17 protein-coding genes are annotated in these 19,844 nt (G+C 70.4%); 7 read left to right on the top strand and 10 right to left on the bottom strand.

The features are described 5' to 3' along the window. Nucleotides 1–5 precede the first annotated feature (5 nt). A complete protein-coding gene (locus tag INTCA_RS18240) occupies nucleotides 6–2,594 on the bottom strand; it encodes a CHAT domain-containing protein (RefSeq protein WP_013494405.1) in 2,589 nt (862 codons plus the stop codon). Between the two features lie 221 nt (nucleotides 2,595–2,815). On the opposite strand from INTCA_RS18240, the gene INTCA_RS18235 reads away from it, so the two are divergent. Next, on the top strand, nucleotides 2,816–4,138 hold the full coding sequence (locus tag INTCA_RS18235) for a S8 family peptidase (RefSeq protein ID WP_013494404.1): 1,323 nt from the start codon (nucleotides 2,816–2,818) through the stop codon (nucleotides 4,136–4,138). A gap of 111 nt (nucleotides 4,139–4,249) precedes the next feature. On the opposite strand, the gene INTCA_RS18230 is transcribed toward INTCA_RS18235, so the two are convergent. The 4 genes from INTCA_RS18230 to INTCA_RS18215 are packed head-to-tail and all read right to left on the bottom strand — an operon-like array spanning nucleotide 4,250 to nucleotide 7,696. Further along, nucleotides 4,250–5,341 (bottom strand): inositol-3-phosphate synthase, encoded by a 1,092-nt coding sequence (locus INTCA_RS18230; RefSeq protein ID WP_013494403.1) that lies wholly within the window; start codon nucleotides 5,339–5,341, stop codon nucleotides 4,250–4,252. Between the two features lie 3 nt (nucleotides 5,342–5,344). After that, nucleotides 5,345–6,010 carry a PadR family transcriptional regulator gene (locus INTCA_RS18225; protein WP_013494402.1) on the bottom strand — a complete coding sequence of 222 codons (666 nt, stop codon included), beginning with the start codon at nucleotides 6,008–6,010 and terminating at the stop codon, nucleotides 5,345–5,347. Between the two features lie 55 nt (nucleotides 6,011–6,065). Continuing rightward, nucleotides 6,066–7,148, bottom strand: coding sequence for a hypothetical protein (locus tag INTCA_RS18220; RefSeq protein ID WP_013494401.1), 1,083 nt, complete (start codon nucleotides 7,146–7,148; stop codon nucleotides 6,066–6,068). Then, a complete protein-coding gene (locus INTCA_RS18215; RefSeq protein ID WP_052338145.1) occupies nucleotides 7,145–7,696 on the bottom strand; it encodes a SigE family RNA polymerase sigma factor in 552 nt (183 codons plus the stop codon). Before INTCA_RS18215 ends, INTCA_RS18220 begins: the two co-directional genes overlap by 4 nt. Before the next feature lie 227 nt (nucleotides 7,697–7,923). On the opposite strand from INTCA_RS18215, the gene INTCA_RS18210 reads away from it, so the two are divergent. From INTCA_RS18210 to rplI, 6 genes are all read left to right on the top strand, one after another. Beyond that, entirely contained in the window at nucleotides 7,924–10,221 is a 2,298-nt protein-coding gene (locus INTCA_RS18210) for a transglycosylase domain-containing protein (RefSeq protein ID WP_148236677.1), read from the top strand. Further along, nucleotides 10,221–11,573, top strand: coding sequence for a glycosyltransferase 87 family protein (locus INTCA_RS18205; protein WP_013494398.1), 1,353 nt, complete (start codon nucleotides 10,221–10,223; stop codon nucleotides 11,571–11,573). Before INTCA_RS18210 ends, INTCA_RS18205 begins: the two co-directional genes overlap by 1 nt. A gap of 294 nt (nucleotides 11,574–11,867) precedes the next feature. Then, nucleotides 11,868–12,155, top strand: coding sequence for a 30S ribosomal protein S6 (rpsF, locus tag INTCA_RS18200; protein ID WP_013494397.1), 288 nt, complete (start codon nucleotides 11,868–11,870; stop codon nucleotides 12,153–12,155). Between the two features lie 50 nt (nucleotides 12,156–12,205). Beyond that, nucleotides 12,206–12,859, top strand: coding sequence for a single-stranded DNA-binding protein (locus INTCA_RS18195; RefSeq protein WP_013494396.1), 654 nt, complete (start codon nucleotides 12,206–12,208; stop codon nucleotides 12,857–12,859). 172 nt (nucleotides 12,860–13,031) lie between these two features. Beyond that, complete coding sequence (rpsR, locus tag INTCA_RS18190; RefSeq protein WP_013494395.1) at nucleotides 13,032–13,268, top strand: 30S ribosomal protein S18; 237 nt, start codon at nucleotides 13,032–13,034, stop codon at nucleotides 13,266–13,268. A gap of 35 nt (nucleotides 13,269–13,303) precedes the next feature. Continuing rightward, the gene (rplI, locus tag INTCA_RS18185; RefSeq protein ID WP_013494394.1) at nucleotides 13,304–13,750 is read left to right on the top strand and encodes a 50S ribosomal protein L9; all 447 of its coding nucleotides are present in this window, start codon (nucleotides 13,304–13,306) and stop codon (nucleotides 13,748–13,750) included. Between the two features lie 160 nt (nucleotides 13,751–13,910). Here the strand turns inward: rplI and INTCA_RS18180 are convergent, their stop codons facing one another. From INTCA_RS18180 to INTCA_RS18160, 5 genes are read right to left on the bottom strand one after another with little or no spacing between them, the layout of a single operon-like run. After that, complete coding sequence (locus tag INTCA_RS18180; protein WP_013494393.1) at nucleotides 13,911–14,948, bottom strand: LacI family DNA-binding transcriptional regulator; 1,038 nt, start codon at nucleotides 14,946–14,948, stop codon at nucleotides 13,911–13,913. Continuing rightward, a complete protein-coding gene (locus tag INTCA_RS18175; protein WP_013494392.1) occupies nucleotides 14,945–16,492 on the bottom strand; it encodes a GH1 family beta-glucosidase in 1,548 nt (515 codons plus the stop codon). Before INTCA_RS18175 ends, INTCA_RS18180 begins: the two co-directional genes overlap by 4 nt. Further along, nucleotides 16,489–17,388, bottom strand: a complete 900-nt coding sequence (locus INTCA_RS18170) for a carbohydrate ABC transporter permease (protein WP_013494391.1) — start codon at nucleotides 17,386–17,388, stop codon at nucleotides 16,489–16,491. The genes INTCA_RS18175 and INTCA_RS18170 overlap by 4 nt, the downstream gene beginning before the upstream one ends. After that, nucleotides 17,385–18,419, bottom strand: a complete 1,035-nt coding sequence (locus INTCA_RS18165; RefSeq protein WP_114611142.1) for a carbohydrate ABC transporter permease — start codon at nucleotides 18,417–18,419, stop codon at nucleotides 17,385–17,387. The genes INTCA_RS18170 and INTCA_RS18165 overlap by 4 nt, the downstream gene beginning before the upstream one ends. Before the next feature lie 8 nt (nucleotides 18,420–18,427). Further along, the gene (locus tag INTCA_RS18160) at nucleotides 18,428–19,723 is read right to left on the bottom strand and encodes an ABC transporter substrate-binding protein (RefSeq protein ID WP_013494389.1); all 1,296 of its coding nucleotides are present in this window, start codon (nucleotides 19,721–19,723) and stop codon (nucleotides 18,428–18,430) included. Nucleotides 19,724–19,844: the final 121 nt, after the last annotated feature.

Genomic DNA, 19,844 nt, shown 5'->3' with positions numbered 1-19,844 from the left:
TCGGGTCAGGCGCCCCAGGACGTGAACGAGGCGGCCGTCGCCGCATGGAGGTCGTCTCCCATGGCCCCCTTGCGCGCGGCGAGCCAGCCCTCCGAGAGGGTGCCGCCGCGACCGGCGACGGCGTGGACCTGAGCCATGACGCCGAGCGTGGCGTGGTCGTTGACCGGCACGACGCTGGCCAGGACGTCCGACGTGCCCATGCCGAGGAGGGCCGACACGAGCCCGAGGGCCTCGTGCGGACCGATCGGTGCGGCGCCTCCGGAGTCGCAGGCCGACAGGATGATCGACCGCGGTGGACGCCGGAGCTCCTCGAGGTCGTGCACTGTGAGCGGGCCGTCGGCCAGCTGGAGCGAGGAGAAGAGCGGCGCCTCGGCCCGGAACGTCCCGTGGGCCGCGATGTGGGCGAGGGCGGCTCCGTCGAGGATCTCGAGGGCCGCCGACACGGTCGCCCGCTCGGCGGGGAGGACGAGGGCGCCGTGATGGATCGGGCTGAGGTTGGTCACCTCGGACTCGCGGGTCGACAGGCCCGGTCCAGTGATGAGGGAGACGTGCTCGGAGCGGCGGTCCCGGCCCGACCGGCGCGCCTTGAGCCACTGGGTGACGGAGGGGCTGACCGACAGCGGTGACTCGGCAAAGAGGGGCAGCAGGCCCCATGGCGCCGTGAGGAGCCCCGCCGGCGGCACGACGATCACGGGGCGGTCGGGGTCCCCGATGAGGCGGCGCAACGTGGTCGCGTGACCGCCGAGGAGCGCCGACTCGAGCCGAGCGGCCGTGGACGCGAGGTTGACGAGCCGCCCGGAGGCGGCGCGCCGGAGCGCGAACCGGGCGAAGTCCGCTTCCTGAGCGGCGGCGGCGACGCTGCCGATCTCGAGGTGGCGAACGCGGCGCTGGCACACCAGGACGAGGTGGAGGGAGCCGCGGTCGTTGATGAGGGTCACCAGGACACCGTCGCCGAGCTCGTCGACTACGCGCCCGATGTCGAGACCGGCCGGCCGGCCAAAGCCCTCGGTCCCCTCGGCGCGCAGACGGCGGTGGGCCCGGCGGATCGACGCCTCCAGACGCGTACGTTCTGTGTGCAGCGTCGACCCCGTCGGGTCGTCTTCGGCCAGGCTGTCGATGCGCCGGGTGACGTCGCGGAGCGCGGCGACCTCGATGCGCAGGACCGGGTCGTCAGGACGGGTGTAGGCAGCGTTGAGCGCCGAGGCGCGCCACCGCTCGGCCCACCACCACAGGTCACGGGCGCGACCGGAACGGACCGCGGAAGCAAGAGCGAGCTGGGCGAACTCGATGCCGTGCCCACTCGCGAGGGCCCGCAGCTCGAGATCGCCGAGGATCGCCCGGTGCTCGTCGACCGCGTCGAGGCCGTGCCGGCACGCGGCATAGAGCGACCTGCGGTCGCCGGCCCGGTCGGCGAGCAGCGCCGCCGCGAGCCATCCCGCCGCACGGGTCAGGGGCGGCCCGGCTCTGCGGAGTGCGGCCGCCTCGGAGAGGCTGGCACTGGCCTCCTCGTCCCGCCCCAGGTGCTGGGCGACCCGACCGTGCAGCACCAGGGCGATGGGCAGCTCGGTGAGCGCCGTGTGGCGCATCGAGGTGATGAGCGCCCTCGCATCCGCCAGGAGCTCGACGTCGCGCGGGGGCTCGGGCTCCGAGGGGGCGGCTTCGCCACCCGTGAGCTGCCATGGAGCGGTCTCCGGGTGGCCGGAGACGAAGCCGGCGCGCAGCTCGAGGAGCCGGGCTCGGTCGACCCAGGCGTCCCGCAGCTGGTCGGTGAACAGGCGGGCCGCCTCGCTCGCCCGCTCGCCGGCCAGCGTGGCCTTGCCGGTGGCGAGGGCGGCCCGGGCCTGGGCCAGCATCAGCTCGGCCCGCTTCACCGGTGCGAGGTCCAGGCGGGACAGCCCCTCGCGGGCGACCGTCTCCGCCTCGTCGTAGAGACCGGCGGTGAGGAGGGCCTCGACGCGGTCGAGGTCGAGCCCGGGGTTGCTCCGGTCCAGGGCGGCGTAGCGGTCGGCGGCCCGGTCGAAGAGCTCGAGGGCCCGGGGGAGGTCGCCGCGGAGCATCGCGATGGCCGCGCGGTTGTGCAGGACCTCGGTGGCCTCGAACTCCTGGCCCAAGGAGTCGAAGAGCTGTTCGGCGAGCCGGGCGTCCTCGTCGGCGTCGTCGACCAGGCCGAGCGCGATGCTGACGACCACCCGGTTGTTCAGGGCGCGCGCTTCCCAGAGCCGGTCGCCCAGGGCACGGCTGCCGATGATCGCCTGGGCGAGGTCGTCGCGCGCCTCCCGCTCCCGGCCCACCAGGGCGAGGACGTGCGCACGGCGCAGCAGCAGCCGGGGCAGGTCCGGTGCCTGCGTCAGCCCCTTGGCCGCATCGAGCTGGCGCAGCCCGTCGCTGGTGCGGCCCGCATAGGCGAGCACGACGCCGAGGGTGGCCATGACGTCGGCCTGCCGGAGCGGGCTGACGCCGCGGGCGAGGCGCAGGGCGGCGAACCCGTGCCGCACTGACTCCTCGCTGCGTCCCGCGTCCCGGTGGACGATCGCCGCGGCCTGGTGCGCGAAGGAGAGCGCCGCGGGATCCTCGGACGCGTCGATGATCTGCATTGCGGTTGCGAGCGCCGACTGGGGCCGGGATATTGCGAGGGGGAGCAGCGAGGCCGGATCCTCGGCACCGTCGGGCGTCGATCGACCAGGCGCCCCGGCTCCTCGTGTATCAGGTCGCCCGCTTCGGGACTCCGGCTTCACGGACAACATCCTTCGCTTGACTGGAGAGCTGCAATGAATGACAGGCACCCCCTGACCCTCCACATGATGGCAGCAGCCTCATGAGCAACCAGCCCACGACCCCGCCGTGGTGGCAAGGTGGCGTTCCCAACGGTCGCCAGCGCGGCCGCCTCCGGGTCCAGCTCGACCGGATCGTCGACGGCCTGCAGAGCGCGCCGCAGAACGTCGCACGCAACGTCGTCATCGAGGAGGCTCGCACCGGGGAGGATGTCGACTACCTCTATCGGGGCGGGGCCGTCCTCGTCCGCGACGGTGACGTCGACCGGGTGCTCGAGATCATCCGCGAGACCGCTGGGGACGGCGCCGCGGTCGAGGAGCCCGTCGGTGGGCCGCCCCAGCGCGGTGTCGCGACGATCGCCCTGCCGGCTGGTGCCGACACCAACGCCGTCCTCGCAGCCCTGCACGCCCAGGGAGTCGACGCGAGCAAGGACTTGGTCCTGCACATCTGCCCGTCCGCGTCGGCGTGTCCGGCGACCGAGCCCGTCCTGGCTCAGGCCGGCCCCGTGCCGGCCGTGGCCGACTGGTCCCCCCAGGCGACCGACCGCAAGGTCAGTGTCGCTGTCATCGACACCGACTACCACCGCTCGGTGGTGCAGCAGCACTCGTGGCTCCGGAAGGTCACCGGTGACGCGGGTGGGCCCAAGGCCCACGGGCACTACCGCGGGCACGGCACCTTTGTTGGCGGCGTCGTTGCGACCATGGCCCCCGAGGCCGACGTCCGGGTCTGGCCGGCGCTGTTGACCTCAGGCGGTCAGCTGGCGAGCGACCTGGGCCCGATCCTCGACGCCGTGCTCGAGACCCGCCCTGACATCATCAGCCTTTCGGCGGGCACGACCCTGGCCCCGGGTGAGGACCCGGCCCGTGAGCTCCTGAGCCTCCGGGTCTTCCGCGAGCACCTGGCCAAGACCGACACTCTGCTCGTCTGCGCTGCTGGCAACGACGCGCAGGATGAGAGGTTCTATCCGGCCGGGCTGCCTCACCCCGAGATCGTCGGCGTCGGCGCGCTCGACCCCGACGACCGGACTCCCGCCGGCTACAGCAACTTCGGCAACTGGGTCGACGTGTGGGCGCGCGGCACCGACGTCGTCAACGGCTACCCCAACGGCCGCTATGAGTACGCCGACATCGACCCCGATACCCCGGGCGACCAGCCAGGGTCCGTCGAGTTCACCAACTGGCTGGCGAGCTGGAGTGGCACCTCGTTCGCCACCCCGCTCGTCGCCGGCCTCGTCGCCGCGCGGATGGCCTGGAGCCACGAGAAGCCCCGTGACGCGTGGGCGGCGCTGCACCAGATCGCCGTCGCCAACGCGGTGGACGGGCGACCCGTCCTCAAGCGAGGGGACTCGGACCGGCCGCCCGTCTGACGACGGGCGAGCCGGCGACACCGGTGACCCGGCCACGCGCAAGGGCCCGCCTCCCATCGGGAAGCGGGCCCAGCGGCATACGGCAGAAGAAGACTCAGCCGACCGGGGAGGTCAGCGCTCCTCCTCGCCGCGGATGAAGGCCTCGAGCTTGGTGCGGCCCTCGGTGTCCTCGCGCTGCACGGGCGGGGACTTCATCAGGTAGGACGACGCGGAGATGAGCGCGCCGCCGATGCCGCGGTCCTTGGCGATCTTCGCCGCGCGGATGGCGTCGATGATGATGCCGGCCGAGTTGGGGGAGTCCCACACCTCGAGCTTGTACTCGAGGTTGAGCGGCACATCACCGAAGGCGCGACCCTCGAGCCGGACGTAGGCCCACTTGCGGTCGTCGAGCCACTGGACGTAGTCCGACGGGCCGATGTGGACGTTCTTGTCCTCGATCTTGCCGCCGAGCGAGCCGGTGAGGTTGGAGGTCACGGACTGCGTCTTGGAGACCTTCTTCGACTCGAGGCGCTCGCGCTCGAGCATGTTCTTGAAGTCCATGTTGCCGCCGACGTTGAGCTGGTACGTCCGGTCGAGCGCGACGCCGCGGTCCTCGAAGAGCTTGGCCATGACGCGGTGCGTGATCGTCGCGCCGACCTGGCTCTTGATGTCGTCGCCGATGATCGGCACGCCGGCCGCCTCGAACTTCGCCGCCCACTCCGGGTCGCTCGCGATGAAGACGGGCAGCGCGTTGACGAAGGCGACGCCCGCGTCGATGGCGCACTGCGCGTAGAACTTGTCAGCCTCCTCGGAGCCCACCGGAAGGTAGGAGACGAGGACGTCGACCTTGCGCTCCTTGAGGACCTCGACGACGTCGACGGGCTCGGCCGCGGACTCGTCGATCGTCATGCGGTAGTACTTGCCGAGACCGTCGAGGGTGTGGCCGCGCTGGACCTCGACACCCGCGGTGGGGACGTCGGCGATCTTGATCGTGTTGTTCTCGGAGGAGTTGATCGCCTCCGACAGGTCCTTGCCGACCTTCTTGTCGTCGACGTCGAACGCGGCGACGAACGTGACGTCGTTGACGTGGTACGGGCCGAGCTTGACGTGCATGAGACCCGGCACGGTGGCGGTGGGGTCAGCGTTCTTGTAGTACTCGACACCCTGGACGAGCGAGCTCGCGCAGTTGCCGACGCCGACGATGGCGACGCGTACGGATCCCATGGATCACTCCTTGTGGTGTGGCGGGGTTTGCAGTGGTTGGGTCTGGTGGTGCGGGGTCAGGAAGGGTGCCGGCGGGACCGCGAGGTCGTATGCCGCTGGGCCGGGATCGAGCGCAGCGCGGCGTTCCGCGCTGATGAGCTCCTCGAGCCAGCGCACCTCGCGCTCGGCGCGCTCCTCGCCGTGCTGCTGCAGGGCGAGGGTGTAGCTGTCCATGCGCTCGCGGTTGCGGGTGCTGACCTCGCGGATCCGGGCGAGGCGCTCCTCCAGGCGGGACCGGCGGCCCTCGAGGATGCGGAGCCGGACCTCGCGCTCGGTGCGGGAGAAGAAGGCGAGCCGGACGTCGAAGTCGTCGTCGTCCCAGGCGTCCGGGCCGCTCGCCGCGACGAGGTCCTGGAAGTGCTCCTTGCCCTCGGCCGTCAGCTCGTAGGTGATCCGCGGTCGCTTGCCCGAGGCGGTCAGCTCGGGGGTCTCGGAGATGTGCCCGGCCTCCATGAGCGCGCGGAGGGCCGGGTAGAGCGAGCCGTAGGACAGGGCGCGGAAGATGCCGAGGGCGGTGGTGAGGCGCTTGCGCAGCTCGTAGCCGTGCAGGGCGCCGTCATGGAGGACGCCGAGGATGGCGAACTCGAGCAGCGCCGCACGGCGGCTCTGCGGTCGCGGACTCCTGGGCACAACCCCACCCTACTACGGGATATATCGCCGCGATACATCGCTCCGTTCGCCAAGGTCAGTGGGCCGGGACATAGATCGCGATGACGCCGTAGCCGTCCTTCGGCAGCGTCCCCTCGGCCAGCTGGAGGGACAGGGCCTGTCCGGCCCCGGCGGGCTGCGGCGCAGTCGTCAGGCCGCCCTCTTGCACGAGCGATGTGGCCTCGCCGAGTCCACCGAGCTGGAAGAAGCCGGGGTCCGCACCTGGCCTGCCGGTTCCAACCGTGCCGAACCTGACCAGGTATGGCCCGGTTGCCGGTGCCTCCACCCTTGGCAGGGCTCCACTCGCCAGCGACCGGTACACGACCGGCCCCAACAGGTAGCGGTAGCCCTGGTGCTCGACGACCTCGGGCAGGGCGCCGACGACCTGGCCCCGATCGTCCTTGATCGGGAGCTGCGGCCCGAGTTCGTAGATGCCGGCCGCGAGGCGAACCCCGGGGTTGGTCAGGGGCCGGCCGTCCCGGTCGACGAGCTCGACTCGGAGCGTGGTGTCGGTGCCGAGCCTGATCTGCGGGTTGCCCTCGCCCGGCTCGCCCGGGGTGATGCTGGCCGAGAGGTCCCCGGCAGTAGGAAGGTCGGCGCGGCAGGTCCCCCCGAAGTAGCCCTCCTGACCGGAGATCGAGGCCCGGACCCAGGTCTCCTTCGCGGTCGCCGGGTCCTGGCCCGGAGGTAGCCAGCACTCGACGACGTAGGCGACCCGCTGCGTCCGCGGCGTCCAGGTGGCGCGGACGACTCGCTCGCCCGGGTCGCCGATGACCCCGACGGCGAGCGTGTCCTCCGCGACGGTGGCGCGGAGCCGCAGGCCGTCCTTGACCACGTCGCCCGGCCGGTCGGGCAGCACGCGGGAGGGCATGCCGTCGGCACCGACGCTGGTGGACGGCGTGGTCGCGGCCGGCGCGGGTACCACGGGTCGCCCGGGCTGGTTCGCCACGGCCATCCCGACGACGAGCAGGGCGGCGACCACTCCGCCGGCTGCCCCACCCGCACGTCGGCGCTTCGTGGCCCGCACCTTTCCGGCGATGCCGGCCGTGAGGGACGGGATGTCGGCTGAGAGGTCCTGGGTGCGCTGGTCGAGCTCGTCGCGCAGGTCGGTGAGGTTCATCGGGAGCCGTCCTTCGAGGTCGACGGGGTGAAGTCGGTGAGCCGGGGGTCGAGGCGCAGCTTGGCGAGCGCCTTGCTCGCCTGGCTCTTGACGGTGCCGACCGAGCAGCCGAGCAGCTCGGCGGTTTCGGCCTCGGACTGGTCCTCGTAGAAGCGCAGCACGACGACGGCGCGCTGTCGCTTGGGCAGGCGGCCGAGCGCGTCCCAGAGGTCGGTGCGGTCGTCGGTCCGCCCGGACTCCCGGGTGCGACCTGCCGGCCCCGTCTCGGGCAGCTCGTCGGTCGGCTCCTCGCCGTTCCACTTGCGGCGCCACCACGTCGAGTACGTGTTGACCATGATGCGGCGCACGTACGCCTCGGGAGCGCCCTCGATCCGTCCCCACGCGAACCACGCCTTGGCGAGCGCGGTCTGCACGAGGTCCTCGGCGAGACCCCGGTCGTGGGTCAGCAGGTAGGCGGTCCGGAGGAGACGGGTCGAGCGTGCCGCGACGAAGGCGTCGAAGCCGTCCCGTTCCACTCCCACCTCCACTCCCTCGCTGTGTCTGAGCATCGTCACACCCGGAGTGACCATGCAGCCACGAACAAAGGTTGCCCGACTCGGGAAGGAAACTCAGCGGCATACGGAAGAAGCGTGGGCCGTATGCCGCTGGGCGCGGTCCGCGCCTGTGTGACCGCTGTGAGTGGCGGGGTCCGTTTCGGCGTGTGGTGCCGGGTCGGGTCATACTGATATGCGGCTCGAGAGGTGTCTCGAGCCTGCGCATGAATGGAAGTGGTGGAGTGACACAGAGCAGGCGCGAGATCCGTGCTGCCCAGCTGGCCGCCGAGAAGCGCAGTCGGCGAGCGGGTATCCGGCCCGACCCGAGCTCCGGCGAGCCCACTGGTGACGGCGACGCCCTCGAGTTCAGGGCCGGCGGTGGCCGCGGTGGAGGCGGCGGTCGCGGCGGTCGGTCGGCGGGTGCGGGCGGCACGGGCCGCACCGGCTGGCGGCGCTGGCTCTTCCCGACCCTCAAGTGGGGCACCATCGCGGGGGCCGTGCTCTTCGTCCTCGGCGTCCTCGGGGTCTGGTTCGCGTATGCCCGGACGGATGTGCCCAAGCCCAACGAGTTCGCCAGCCGGCAGGTCTCGATCGTCTACTACTCCGACGGCAAGACCGAGATCGACCGCATCGTCCAGGACGAGGGGAACCGCCAGATGGTGGACCTCGCCAAGGTGCCCGACGCCGTCCAGAAGGCGCACCTGGCCGCGGAGGACCGCACCTTCTACGTCAACAACGGCATCTCGGTGGGCGGCATCCTCCGGGCCGTCAAGACGAGCGTCACCGGTGGGGCACAGGTCGGCGGGTCGACGATCACCCAGCAGTACGTCAAGAACTACTTCCTCAGCCAGGACCGGACACTCGAGCGGAAGGCCAGGGAGATCCTCATCGCGGTGAAGATCGACGGCGAGATGGAGAAGGACCAGATCCTCCAGGACTACCTCAACACGATCTACTACGGCCGCGGCGCGTACGGCATCCAGACGGCGGCCCGCGCCTACTTCGGCAAGCCCGTCGAGAAGCTCACGGTCGGCGAGGGTGCCGTCCTCGCGTCGGTCATCAACGCGCCGTCGCTCTACGACCCGGCCGAGGGCGACAATGCGGCCGAGCGGCTGAGGCAGCGCTATGCCTACGTCCTCGACGGCATGGTGGAGGAGAACTGGCTCTCCGCCGCCGAGCGCGCGAAGTACACCGAGCTGCCCAAGATCAAGGAGTACAAGGGCCCCCGGCTGTCGAAGGGCACGAGCGGCTACATCACCGCCGAGGTCAAGAAGGAGCTCGTCCGGATCGGCCTGACCGACCAGGACATCGCCAAGGGGGGTCTGCGGATCGTCACGACGATCGACCGCAAGGCGCAGTCCAACGCGGTCAAGGCGATGGCCGCGAACCTGCCCAAGGGGGTCCAGGGCGGACTCGTCGCGATCAAGCCGGGCGACGGGGCGGTCATCGCGATGTACGGCGGCTCCGACTACTCGAAGCGGCAGCTGAGCAATGCGACCCAGGCGATCATGCAGGGCGGGTCCAACTTCAAGCCCTTCGCGGTGCTCGCGGCCGTGCGGGAGGGCATTTCGACGAAGACGAAGTTCGACGGCAACTCCCCGAAGGAGTTCGCCGGCTACCCGCACCCGGTGAACAACTACGACGACCGCGACTACGGCAAGGTCGACATGCGCCGGATGATCGGCCGCTCGATCAACACCGCCTTCGTCCAGCTCAACGAGCAGATCGGCCCGGAGAAGACCCGCGAGGCGGCCATCGCCGCGGGCATCCCGGAGAAGACCCCGGGTCTGAAGAACGACCTGGGCAACGTCCTCGGCACCGCGTCGCCGCGGGTCATCGACATGGCCTCCGCCTACTCGACCATCGCGGCGCAGGGGATCCGCTCGACGCCGTACGTCATCGCCAAGGTGACCACGGCCGACGGCAGCTACACGTACACCGCCAAGCCGACGACCCGCAGGGCCTTCGCCAAGGAGGTGACGGCCGACGTCACCGACGCGATGACGTACACGACGAAGGAGGGCGGCACGGCCACGAAGATCGGCCGCGAGTTCGCCCGTCCCGTCGCGGCCAAGACCGGAACCTCCGAGGAGAACCTCTCCAAGTGGTTCAGCGGGTTCGTCCCGCAGATGGCCGTGTCGGTCGGGACCTACAAGCCCACCGAGGACGGCCAGTCCTCCGTGTCGCTCTCCCCCGAGGAATCGGTCGCGCCTGACGGCTCGACCATCCCGGCGAACATCTGGCTCGACTTCATGAAGCCGACGTTCGAGGGGGTCGAGGTCCTGCCCTTCCCGCAGCGTGCCGGTGTCGGTGACCAGAACGTTCCCACGGAGACCCCGACGACGACGGCGCCCACGACGACCACGACGACGGCGCCCACGACGACGACGACGGTGCCGCCGACCACCACCGAGCCGACGAAGACGCCGCCGGGCAAGCCGCAGGAGACGACGACCACGACGCAGGATCCCTCGATCTCGGTGACGGTGCCCTTACCGGAGGCCACGACGACCTCCACCAAGCCGGGCAACGGGAACTGATGGCGGGGGGCCGCAGGGCCGGGCTGGACGACCCCGTCGCCCGGGCGGCCACGGAGGTCATCGGCGGACCCCGCGGACGCCATGCCGCACGCGAGCTGTCCTGGCTGCTGACCGCCGCCACGCTGTCCGCCCTCGCGGCGATCCCGGCGGGCTTCGGGATCGCCTTGCGGATCCCGTGCCTGCGGACCAGCTGGAAGGGCGATGGCCAGTTCTGGAACGCCTGCTACTCGGACCTGCCGAACGCCTACCGCGACGGCAACCTCGGTGCGGGCCTGGCGGCCTTCCTCCAGGGGAGTGACGGCTCACCGACCACGGGCCAGCCACCGCTCACGGGACTGGCCCTGATGGCCGTCGGGAGCCTCGTGCCGTCGGCGGATCGGGAGAGCACCCGGGTCGCGTGGTACTTCGCGCTCTGGGCCGTGCTGCTCACCCTGCTCCTCCTCGCCGTCGTCTGGATGGTGGCCTCCACCGCCCACCGCCCGTGGGCTGCCGCGCACGTCGCGCTCGCTCCGGTCGTCGCCCTGGTCGGCTTCGTGTCGGCCGACCTGCTCGGGGTGGCGCTCGCCGGCGCCGGGATGTGGGCGTGGGCCCGGCGCCGCCCGGGGGCGGCCGGAGTGCTCCTCGGCCTCGCGGTCGCGGCACGCTCCTACCCCGTGCTGATCCTCGTCGCCATCGGCCTGCTGGCGCTCCGTTCGGGACGGATGCGCGCGTTCGCCCGCACGGCGGCCCACGCCGTGGCCACCTTCCTCGCCGTCCTCGGCGGGCTCTGGCTGCTCAACCCCGACGCGGCGGCGTCGTCCTACCGCACCTGGTTCTCCGCGGCGGCCGGCTACGGGTCGCCGTGGCTGCTGCCCCAGCTCGCGGGGCACCCCCTGCCGGCGTGGGGCCTCACCGCGCTCGCGGCCGGAGGCTGGGTCCTCGCCGTGGTCGCGGGCGCGGTGCTCGCGCTGGCCAGCGCACGCCGACCGACGCTCGCCGAGGTGTCTCTCGTCATGGTCGGGATCGCCCTCGTGACGGGCAAGTCCTTCACCGTGCAGAGCTCTCTGTGGCTCGTCCCGCTGGTCGCCTGGTGTGTCGTGCAGTGGCGTGACCACCTGCTGTGGGCGGGCGCCGAGGCGCTGCACTTCGTCGCCGTGTGGCTGACGATCGCGGCCACCAAGGTCCCCGACCGGGGGATGCCCAACTCCTGGTATGCCTTCTTCTCGATGTTCAGGGTGATCGCCGTGCTCTGGCTGGTGACGATGGTCTGGCTCCGGGCGCGGGAACGGTGGGGCCGGTCCGAGGGGGAGGCCGACGACCTCGCCGGTCCGATGCAGGACGCCGAGGACCGCCTCATCGTGAAGTTCTCCTGACGCACGGGGGACGGCACCCGCGGGAGGTCACGGCCGTGGCCGCGCCGCGTGGACCCCGAACGGCGCGCGTGGCTGGGTGGTGCCCACCGATTTCGGGGTATGCCGCTGGGCCCGGTAGTCTTGCCGGGTTCGCCGTGTGCCCTTCCGCCCTGGGTGAGAGCCCGGGGCGGCCTGTGGAGCGAACCGACGTGATGTCGGACCGATCTGCAAGGCTGGGTAGCGGCGGGACGTTTCAACCCTCCTGTCACGAGAAGGACTCGTGACCGCCAAGACCGAAGGAGGTTGGGTAGAAGCATGCGTCAGTACGAACTCATGGTCATCCTCGACCCGGAGACCGAAGAGCGCACCGTCTCCACCACGATGGACAAGTTCCTGGGAGTGGTGAAGAAGGACGGTGGCACCGTCGAGAACGTCGACATCTGGGGCCGTCGTCGGCTCGCCTACGACATCAAGAAGAAGTCCGAGGGCATCTACGCCGTCGTCAACTTCACCGCAGAGCCCGCCACGGCTCAGGAGCTCGACCGCCAGCTGAACCTCAGCGAGTCGATCATGCGGACCAAGCTGCTCCGTCCCGGCGCCTGATCCTCTCGATCACCACCGATCACCCAACGAAGGACTGAACGGAGCCATCCATGGCAGGCGACACCGTCATCACGATCATCGGCAACCTGACCGCCGACCCCGAGCTGCGTTTCACGCCGTCGGGAGCGGCGGTCGCGAACTTCACCGTGGCCTCCACGCCTCGGATGTTCGACCGCCAGAGCAATGAGTGGAAGGACGGCGAGACGCTGTTCATGCGCTGCTCGGTGTGGCGCGACGCGGCGGAGAACGTCGCCGAGTCGCTCCAGCGCGGCACGCGGGTCATCGTCTCGGGCCGACTGAAGTCTCGTTCGTACGAGACCAAGGAAGGCGAGAAGCGCACGGTCATCGAGATGGACGTCGACGAGATCGGCCCGTCGCTCCGCAGCGCCACCGCGAAGGTCAACAAGACCCAGCGGGCTGGTGGCGGCGGTGGCGGCGGTGGCTGGGGCGCCGGCGGCCAGCAGGGCGGTGGCTGGGGTGGCGGCGGCCAGCAGGGCGGCGACGACCCCTGGGCCACCGGCGCCGGTGCTGGCCAGGGTGGTCCGGCGGCCGGTCAGCAGGGTGGTCAGCAGGGTGGTGGCTGGGGCCAGACGCCTCAGGCACCACCGGGTGGCCAGCCGGCCCAGGGTGGTCAGCCGGCCCAGGGTGGTCAGCAGGGTGGCTGGGGCCAGGGGGCCCCGAGCTACGACGAGCCGCCGTTCTGATCGACCCCTTCCGGTTCGAGGTGTTCCGCGACTCTTGGTCGTCGGTCCTCACCTCGAACCACGAGGGCACGGAGCCCGCTTGCGTCGCTGAGCCAGCTCAGCGGCATACGAAACAGTTGTGAATCCCATCCCGGGGCCAGAACCCCGGGCTTTCCAGAAGGAGAGCACCACGATGGCCAAGCCCGTTGTGCGCAAGCCCAAGAAGAAGGCCAACCCGCTGAAGGCGGCGAAGGTCGAGAACATCGACTACAAGGACACTGCGCTGCTGCGCAAGTTCATCTCCGACCGCGGGAAGATCCGCGCTCGCCGGGTGACCGGGGTGTCCGTCCAGGAGCAGCGGCTCATCGCCACGGCCGTGAAGAACGCCCGTGAGATGGCCCTGCTGCCCTACTCGAGCTCGGCTCGCTGAGCCCGCTCGCTCGAGAAAGCAAGGAGAAACACCTCATGAAGCTCATTCTCACGCACGAGGTCAGCAGCCTCGGCGCCGCCGGTGACATCATCGACGTCAAGGACGGCTACGCCCGCAACTACCTGCTCCCGCGGGGGCTGGCGACGCCGTGGACCAAGGGCGGCCAGAAGCAGGTCGACGCACTGACCAAGGGCCGCGAGGTCCGGGCCATCCAGGACATCGAGCAGGCCAAGTCCATCAAGGGCCAGATCGAGGCCCTGCCGGTCCAGGTCGCAGCGAAGGCCGGCCAGTCCGGTCGTCTCTTCGGCGCCGTCAGCAACGGCGACATCGCTGACGCGGTCAAGGCGGCCGGTGGCCCGCAGCTCGACAAGCGCAAGATCGAGGTCAAGCAGGCGATCAAGTCGCTCGGCGCCTACGAGGCGACCGTCCGACTGCACGCCGACGTGGCCGCGACGCTGAAGTTCGAGGTCGTGCCCGCCTGAGTCTCGGGCGGCCCGACCCGTCAGAGCCCGGTTCCTCGCAGAGGGGCCGGGCTCTGCCGTACCCCCCGCGCCCCCCTCGAGTCCGCCCCGCCCCCCACTCGGGCCGGGGCGCCTCACTCGAGTGCGCCCCGCGCCCCACTCGAGTGTGCACTTCCCGCCCTCAGGCGGACGCGCGGCGGATCAGCTCGGTCGGGAGGAGCGACACCCGCTTCGGCTTCTCGCCGGCCAGCAGGCGCAGCAGCGTGTCCGCCATGACGATCCCCATCTCCTTCGTCGGCTGGGCGACCGTCGTCAGGGGGATCGGCCCCCGCGTCGCGTACCGGCTGTTGTCGTAGCCGACGACCGCGACGTCCCGGGGGACGTTGTGCCCGCGGTCGGCCAGAGTCGACAGCGCCCCGCTCGCCATGGCGTCGCTCGCGACGAAGATCGCATCGAGGTCGGGGTGCCGATCCAGCAGCTCGGTCGCAGCGCGCGCACCGCTTTCCTCGGTGAAGTCTCCATGGGCGACGCGTTCGTCGGACAGCCCGGCCTCATGCAGGGCGTCCCGCCACCCGGCTGCACGGTCGAGTGCGGCGGGCATGTCCTGCGGCCCGGTGATGGTGCCGATCGCTCGCCGGCCAGAATCGATGAGGTATCGCGTGCCTTGCACGGCCCCGAGTCGGTTGTCGACATCGACGTAGTAGTCGGTGGGCCGCCCCGAGGCGCCTCGCGCGTGCATGGGCCGACCACCGAAGACCACGGGCAGCGCCTCGCCGATCGAGGCGAGGAAATGGTCCCCCGAGTGGTGCGAGACGACGAGCGCGCCGTCGACGTTGCCGCCGAGGAGGTAGCGGCGGGTCTTCTCCGTCGGGGAGCTCGGGTGGGCCAGCTGCAGGTTGAGCACGTAGTCGCTCGCATCGAGACGGTCGCTGATGCCCTGGACGATGTCGGCGAAGTAGGGATCCCCGAAGAATCGATGGGCGTCCTCGGGGACGACCAGGGCGATGGACATCGTGGCGCGGGCGACCAGCGACCGGGCGGCGCGGTTCGGCACGTAGTTCAACTCGGCGATGGCCGCCTCGACGGCGGTCTGGACCTCCGGACTCACCTTGGGCGAGGCGTTGATGACTCGGGAGACCGTCGCCCGCGACACGCCGGCCAGCCGGGCGACCTCCTCGAGGGTCGGCCGGCCGGGTACCGCCACCGCTCCGTGGGTCATACGTCACTGACTCCGCTCGTCGCCTGTGGGCTCCTGCGCCCATCGTCCTCGCCCCGCTCCCTGCTCACCACCGCAAGCTCGCGCGTCCGGATGATCCGGGCGTAGTCGAGGGCGCTGGCCTTCGGGGTCCGCTCCTGTGTGTCGTAGTCCACGCGGACGATACCGAACCGCTTGGCGTATCCCCACGCCCACTCGAAGTTGTCCATGAAGGACCAGTAGAAGTACCCCTGCACCGGCACCCCGGCCTCGACCGCGTCGACCACCGAGGAAAGGTGGGAGCGCACGTACTCGACCCGGGCCCGGTCGTCGACGAAGCCCTGCTCGTCGGGTCGGTCGTCGAAGGCGGCGCCGTTCTCGGTCACGTGCAGGGTGGTCCCCGCGGGGCCGGTGTACTCCTCGTGCAACCGGACGAGCAGGCGCGTCAGTCCTTCGGGCTGCACCTCCCAGTCCATCGAGGTCACCGGAAGGCCCCGGGGGTGCCCGTGCACCCCGTCCGCCGCAGGGAAGGGGGAGCGCGTCTGCCGGGTGGTCGCGGGAGCGCCGCTGAGGGCCGTGACCGGGGGGAGGTGGCTGAAGGCACCCCCGTTGTAGTAGTTCACCCCGAGCACGTCGATGGGCGCGGAGATCGTGGCGAGATCACCCGGACGGACGTGGTCCTCCAGGCCGAGCCCGGCTACGTCGGCCAGCACGTCGGCGGGGTACTGCCCCCGGAAGACAGGGTCGAGGAACATTCGGTTCATCTGTCCGTCGACGCGTCTGGCGGCGTCGACGTCGCACGGGTCGGCCGGGTTGACCGGGTCCGCCACGGTGAAGTTCAGGGTCAGGCCGAGCTGGAGGTTCGCGTCCCGGGAGCGCAGCGCTCGAACCGTCTGCCCGTGCCCGAGCATGAGGTGGTGGGCCGCGGCGAGGCCGTCAGCCGGCGACTGGCGGCCCGGGGCGTGCTCGCCGCTGGTGTACCCGACGAACGCGGAGCACCAGGGCTCGTTGAGGGTCGTCCAGGTGGACACCCGGTCCCCGAGCCGGTCGTGCACGGCCAGCGCATAGTCGACGAACCGGTCGGCGGTCTCGCGCACCGGCCAGCCGCCACGGTCCTCGAGCGCCTGGGGCAGGTCCCAGTGGTAGAGCGTGAGCCAGGGCGTGATCCCGGCCGTCAGGAGCGCGTCGACCAGGCGCTCGTAGAAGTCGAGGCCCTTGGCGTTCACCGCCCGGCCGTCAGGGCACACCCGTGCCCACGAAGTCGAGAACCGGTAGGACTGGACGCCGAGGCGCTGCATCAGCGCGACGTCCTCGGCAAACCGGTGGTGGTGGTCGCACGCCACGTCGCCCGTGTGGCCGTCGACGACCGCACCCGGGGTGTGGGAGAAGGTGTCCCAGATGGAGTCGGCCCGGCCCTCGACATGTCGCGCGCCCTCGATCTGGTAAGCGGCCGTGGCGACTCCGAGGACGAACCCCTCCGGCAACCGGCGGGCCGCCGCGCTCGGCGAGCCCGACTGCTGCTCAGCCCGATCGGCTGCTCGGTCGGAAGAAGTGGCGTTGAGGGTCATCCCTTGACTGCTCCTTGCATGATGCCGGAGACGAGCTGCCGCCCGGCAAAGACGAAGACGATGAGGAGGGGGATCGCGGCGAGGACGACCCCAGCGAGGACGAGCGAGTAGTCGACGTAGTAGGCCGCCTGCAGCTGCTGGAGCGCGACGGGCAGCGTCGGGTTCCCGGGCTCGAGAACGATGAAGGGCCAGAAGAAGTTCGTCCACGTCGCGATGAAAGTGAACAGCCCGAGCATGGCGGCACCGGGTCGCGCGGCGGGCAGGGCGACGTTCCAGAAGATCCGCAGCGTCGACGCGCCGTCCACGCGGGCGGCCTCGACCAGCTCGTCGGGCAGGGACTCGCGCAGGTACTGAGTCATCCAGAAGACACCGAAGGCGTTGACCAGTGCGGGCAGGATGACCGCCCACAGGCCCCCGATCCAGCCCAGCTTGGCCATCACGATGAAGAGCGGCACGACGCCGAGCTGGGTGGGCACGCACATCGTCGCGATGACGAAGAGGAGCAGCCCCTCCCGCCCGCGGAACCGCAGCTTCGCGAACGCGAACCCCGCCAGGGTCGAGAGCAGCACGACGAGCCCGGACACGACGGTCGAGACGATGATGCTGTTGCCCAAGGCCTTCCAGAACGGGAGCGTCGAGACCACGGTGCTCGCGTTCTCGAGAAAGTTGCCGCCCGGCAGCAGGGAGACCTCCCCGGTGTTGAGGGCGGCGGCGTCCTTGCTGCCGATGACGAAGGACCACCACAGCGGGAAGGCGCTCGCGAGCAGGACGATCGTGAGGAAGGCGTATGCCGCTGGGCTCACTTGGGCGCGCCTGGCCACTCGTGCGGTGGTGCCCCTCGGCGAATCCGCAGCCCGGTGTCGGCGTTCGTCGACGCGCCGGGTGACGACGGTCATCGCTCCTCCTCCCTCGAGGCGATCCGGCGGATGACGAAGAAGTTGACGACGGCGATGGCGACGATGATGAGGAAGAGCAGCCAGGCGACCGCTGAGGCGCGCCCGAAGTTCTTCTGGTTCCAGCCGAGGTTGTAGAGGTAGATGGTGAGTGTCTGCCACTGCCGGTCTGCCCCGCCCTGGCCGTACTGGTCGAACATGCGCGGCTCGTCGAAGATCTGGAGGCCCCCGATCGTCGACGTGATGGTGACGAAGATGATCGTGGCCCGTAGCTGTGGGACCGTGATCGAGAAGAACGTCCGGATCCGGCCGGCACCGTCGATGAGGGCCGCCTCGTAGTAGTCCCGAGGGATCGTCTGCATCGCCGCAAGGAAGATCAGGGCGTTGTAGCCGGTCCACCGGAAGTTGACCATCGTCGCGATGGCGAGGTGGCTGGACAGGGTGTCCTTGTGCCATTGGACCGGGTCGAGCCCGACCCAGCCGAGGAGCTCGTTGACGAGGCCGTACCGGTCACCGAACAGGTCGTTGAAGATGAGCACGACGGCGACCGGAGCGATGACGTACGGCAGCAGCACGCCCATCCGCCAGAACCCCTTGGCCCTGATGCCGCTGTCGAGCGCGACGGCGATGAGCAGCGCGGCGATGACCTGGGGCACGCTCGAGAGCAGGAAGATGCTGAACGTGTTGCGCACGGCATTCCAGAAGAACCGCTGCTCGAGGACGTCCTGGAAGTTCTTCAGCCCGACGAAGTCGCCCTGCCCACCGATGAGGTGCCACTCGTGGAGCGAGACCCACGCCGTGTAGAGCAAGGGGAAGAGCCCGACGACGCCGAAGATGATGAAGAACGGGGAGATGTAGGCGTACGGCGAGGCCTTGGTGTCGAACCGGCTGAGGCGCTGGCGCCAGCGTGCGCGCTGGCTGGGGTGGTGACCCCCTGCCGGCCCGGCGGACGCGCTGGTCCGCGCGGGGACGGCCCGCTCGCCCGCCGGGACGGCGTCGACCGTGTCCCGGGGGGTCGAGCGCGCAGTGTCCATCTCGAGCATCAACCGAGGGCCTGCACATCGGCGACGAACTTCTCCCACGACACCTCGGGGGTGGCCGAGCCGTCCTCGACGCGGGTCAGGGCCTGCTGCATGGCGTCGTTGATGGGGAAGTACTTCGGGCCCTTGAATGGGCTCACGGTGACCGCCTTGGCGCGGTCGGCGAAGATCTGGCCGGTGGGGGCGTCGTTGAAGAACGGCACGGTGACCGAGGCCAGATCGGGGCTGTCGAGCGCGGCCTGCTGGCTGGGGAAGGCGCCGACCTTCTGGAACGCCTTGATCTGCTGCTCCGGCGCCGTGAGCCACGCCGCGAAGGCCTTGGCCTCGGCCTGGTGCTCCGACTGGGTGGGGACGGTCAGGTACGAGCCGCCCCAGTTGCCGCCCCCACCGGGGAAGGTGTTGGCGACATCCCAGCCCTTGACGCCCTTGGCGTTCCCCTCGATGACGCCGACCATCCAGCCGGGGCAGAGCATGGTGGCGAAGCCGTTGTCCTGGAAGCTGGCGACCCAGTCATCACTCCACTGCTGGAGCTTCGCGGAGAGCCCATCGGTGATGCCGGCCTTGACCACCGCGTCGTAGGTCTGCTTCACCTCGGGGTTCGTCGTGGCGATGACGTCACCCGCGGGGCTCTCGTAGGCCGCCTGGATCTGGTTGACCATGCCCTGCCAGGTCGCGCCGAGGCTGTCGAACCACGGCACCTCGGACTTCGCCGCGAACTGGCGCCCGGCGGCGAAGTAGCTGTCCCAGGTGTTCCCGAGGAGCTGGGCGACGGCCTCCCGGTCGGACGGCAGCCCGGCCTTCTCGAAGAGATCCCCGCGATAGCAGATCGCCTCGGGCCCGACGTCGGTGCCGTAGCCGATGAGCCGGCCCTCCTCGTCGGTGGCCGCCTTCACCTTCCAGTCGAGCCAGCGCCCCGTGACCTCGGGGGAGGTGAGGTCCACGAACTTGTCGGAGTACTGCATCAGCTCGGGAAGCCAGTCGACCTCGACGGCCTCGATGTCGGAGAGGCCGGAACCGGCGGCCAGGCGGGTGTTGAGGTTGTCGCGAGCCTCGTTGGAGGTGGCCGCCTTCTTGTGCTCGATCGTGATGTTCGAGTGGGTGGCCATGTACTCCGTGATGAGGTCTTCGTAGCCGAACTGGTTGAACGTCGCCAGCTTGAGGGTGATCGGGCCGGAGGTTGTTCCGAGCGGGTCGGGGGCGGAGCTGTCGGCCCCGGCGCTCGACCCGCACGCACTGAGGGCGAGGAGTCCGACAGCGACGGCGGAGAGTGCCTTAAGACTTTGGGTTCGGGTGGTCATTGGAGAGCTCCTTCGGTCTCAGCCCAGTGTGAAGGGGGTGGGAGCGCTCTTCGTGGAGGTGTGAGAGCGCTCTCACGGATGAGAATGGGAGCAATCTTTCCGAGCGTCAACACCCGTTACC

The sequence above is a fragment of the Intrasporangium calvum DSM 43043 genome (assembly GCF_000184685.1).
GTDB classification, from domain to species: domain Bacteria; phylum Actinomycetota; class Actinomycetes; order Actinomycetales; family Dermatophilaceae; genus Intrasporangium; species Intrasporangium calvum.
This window is presented reverse-complemented; position numbering and strand designations above follow the sequence as displayed.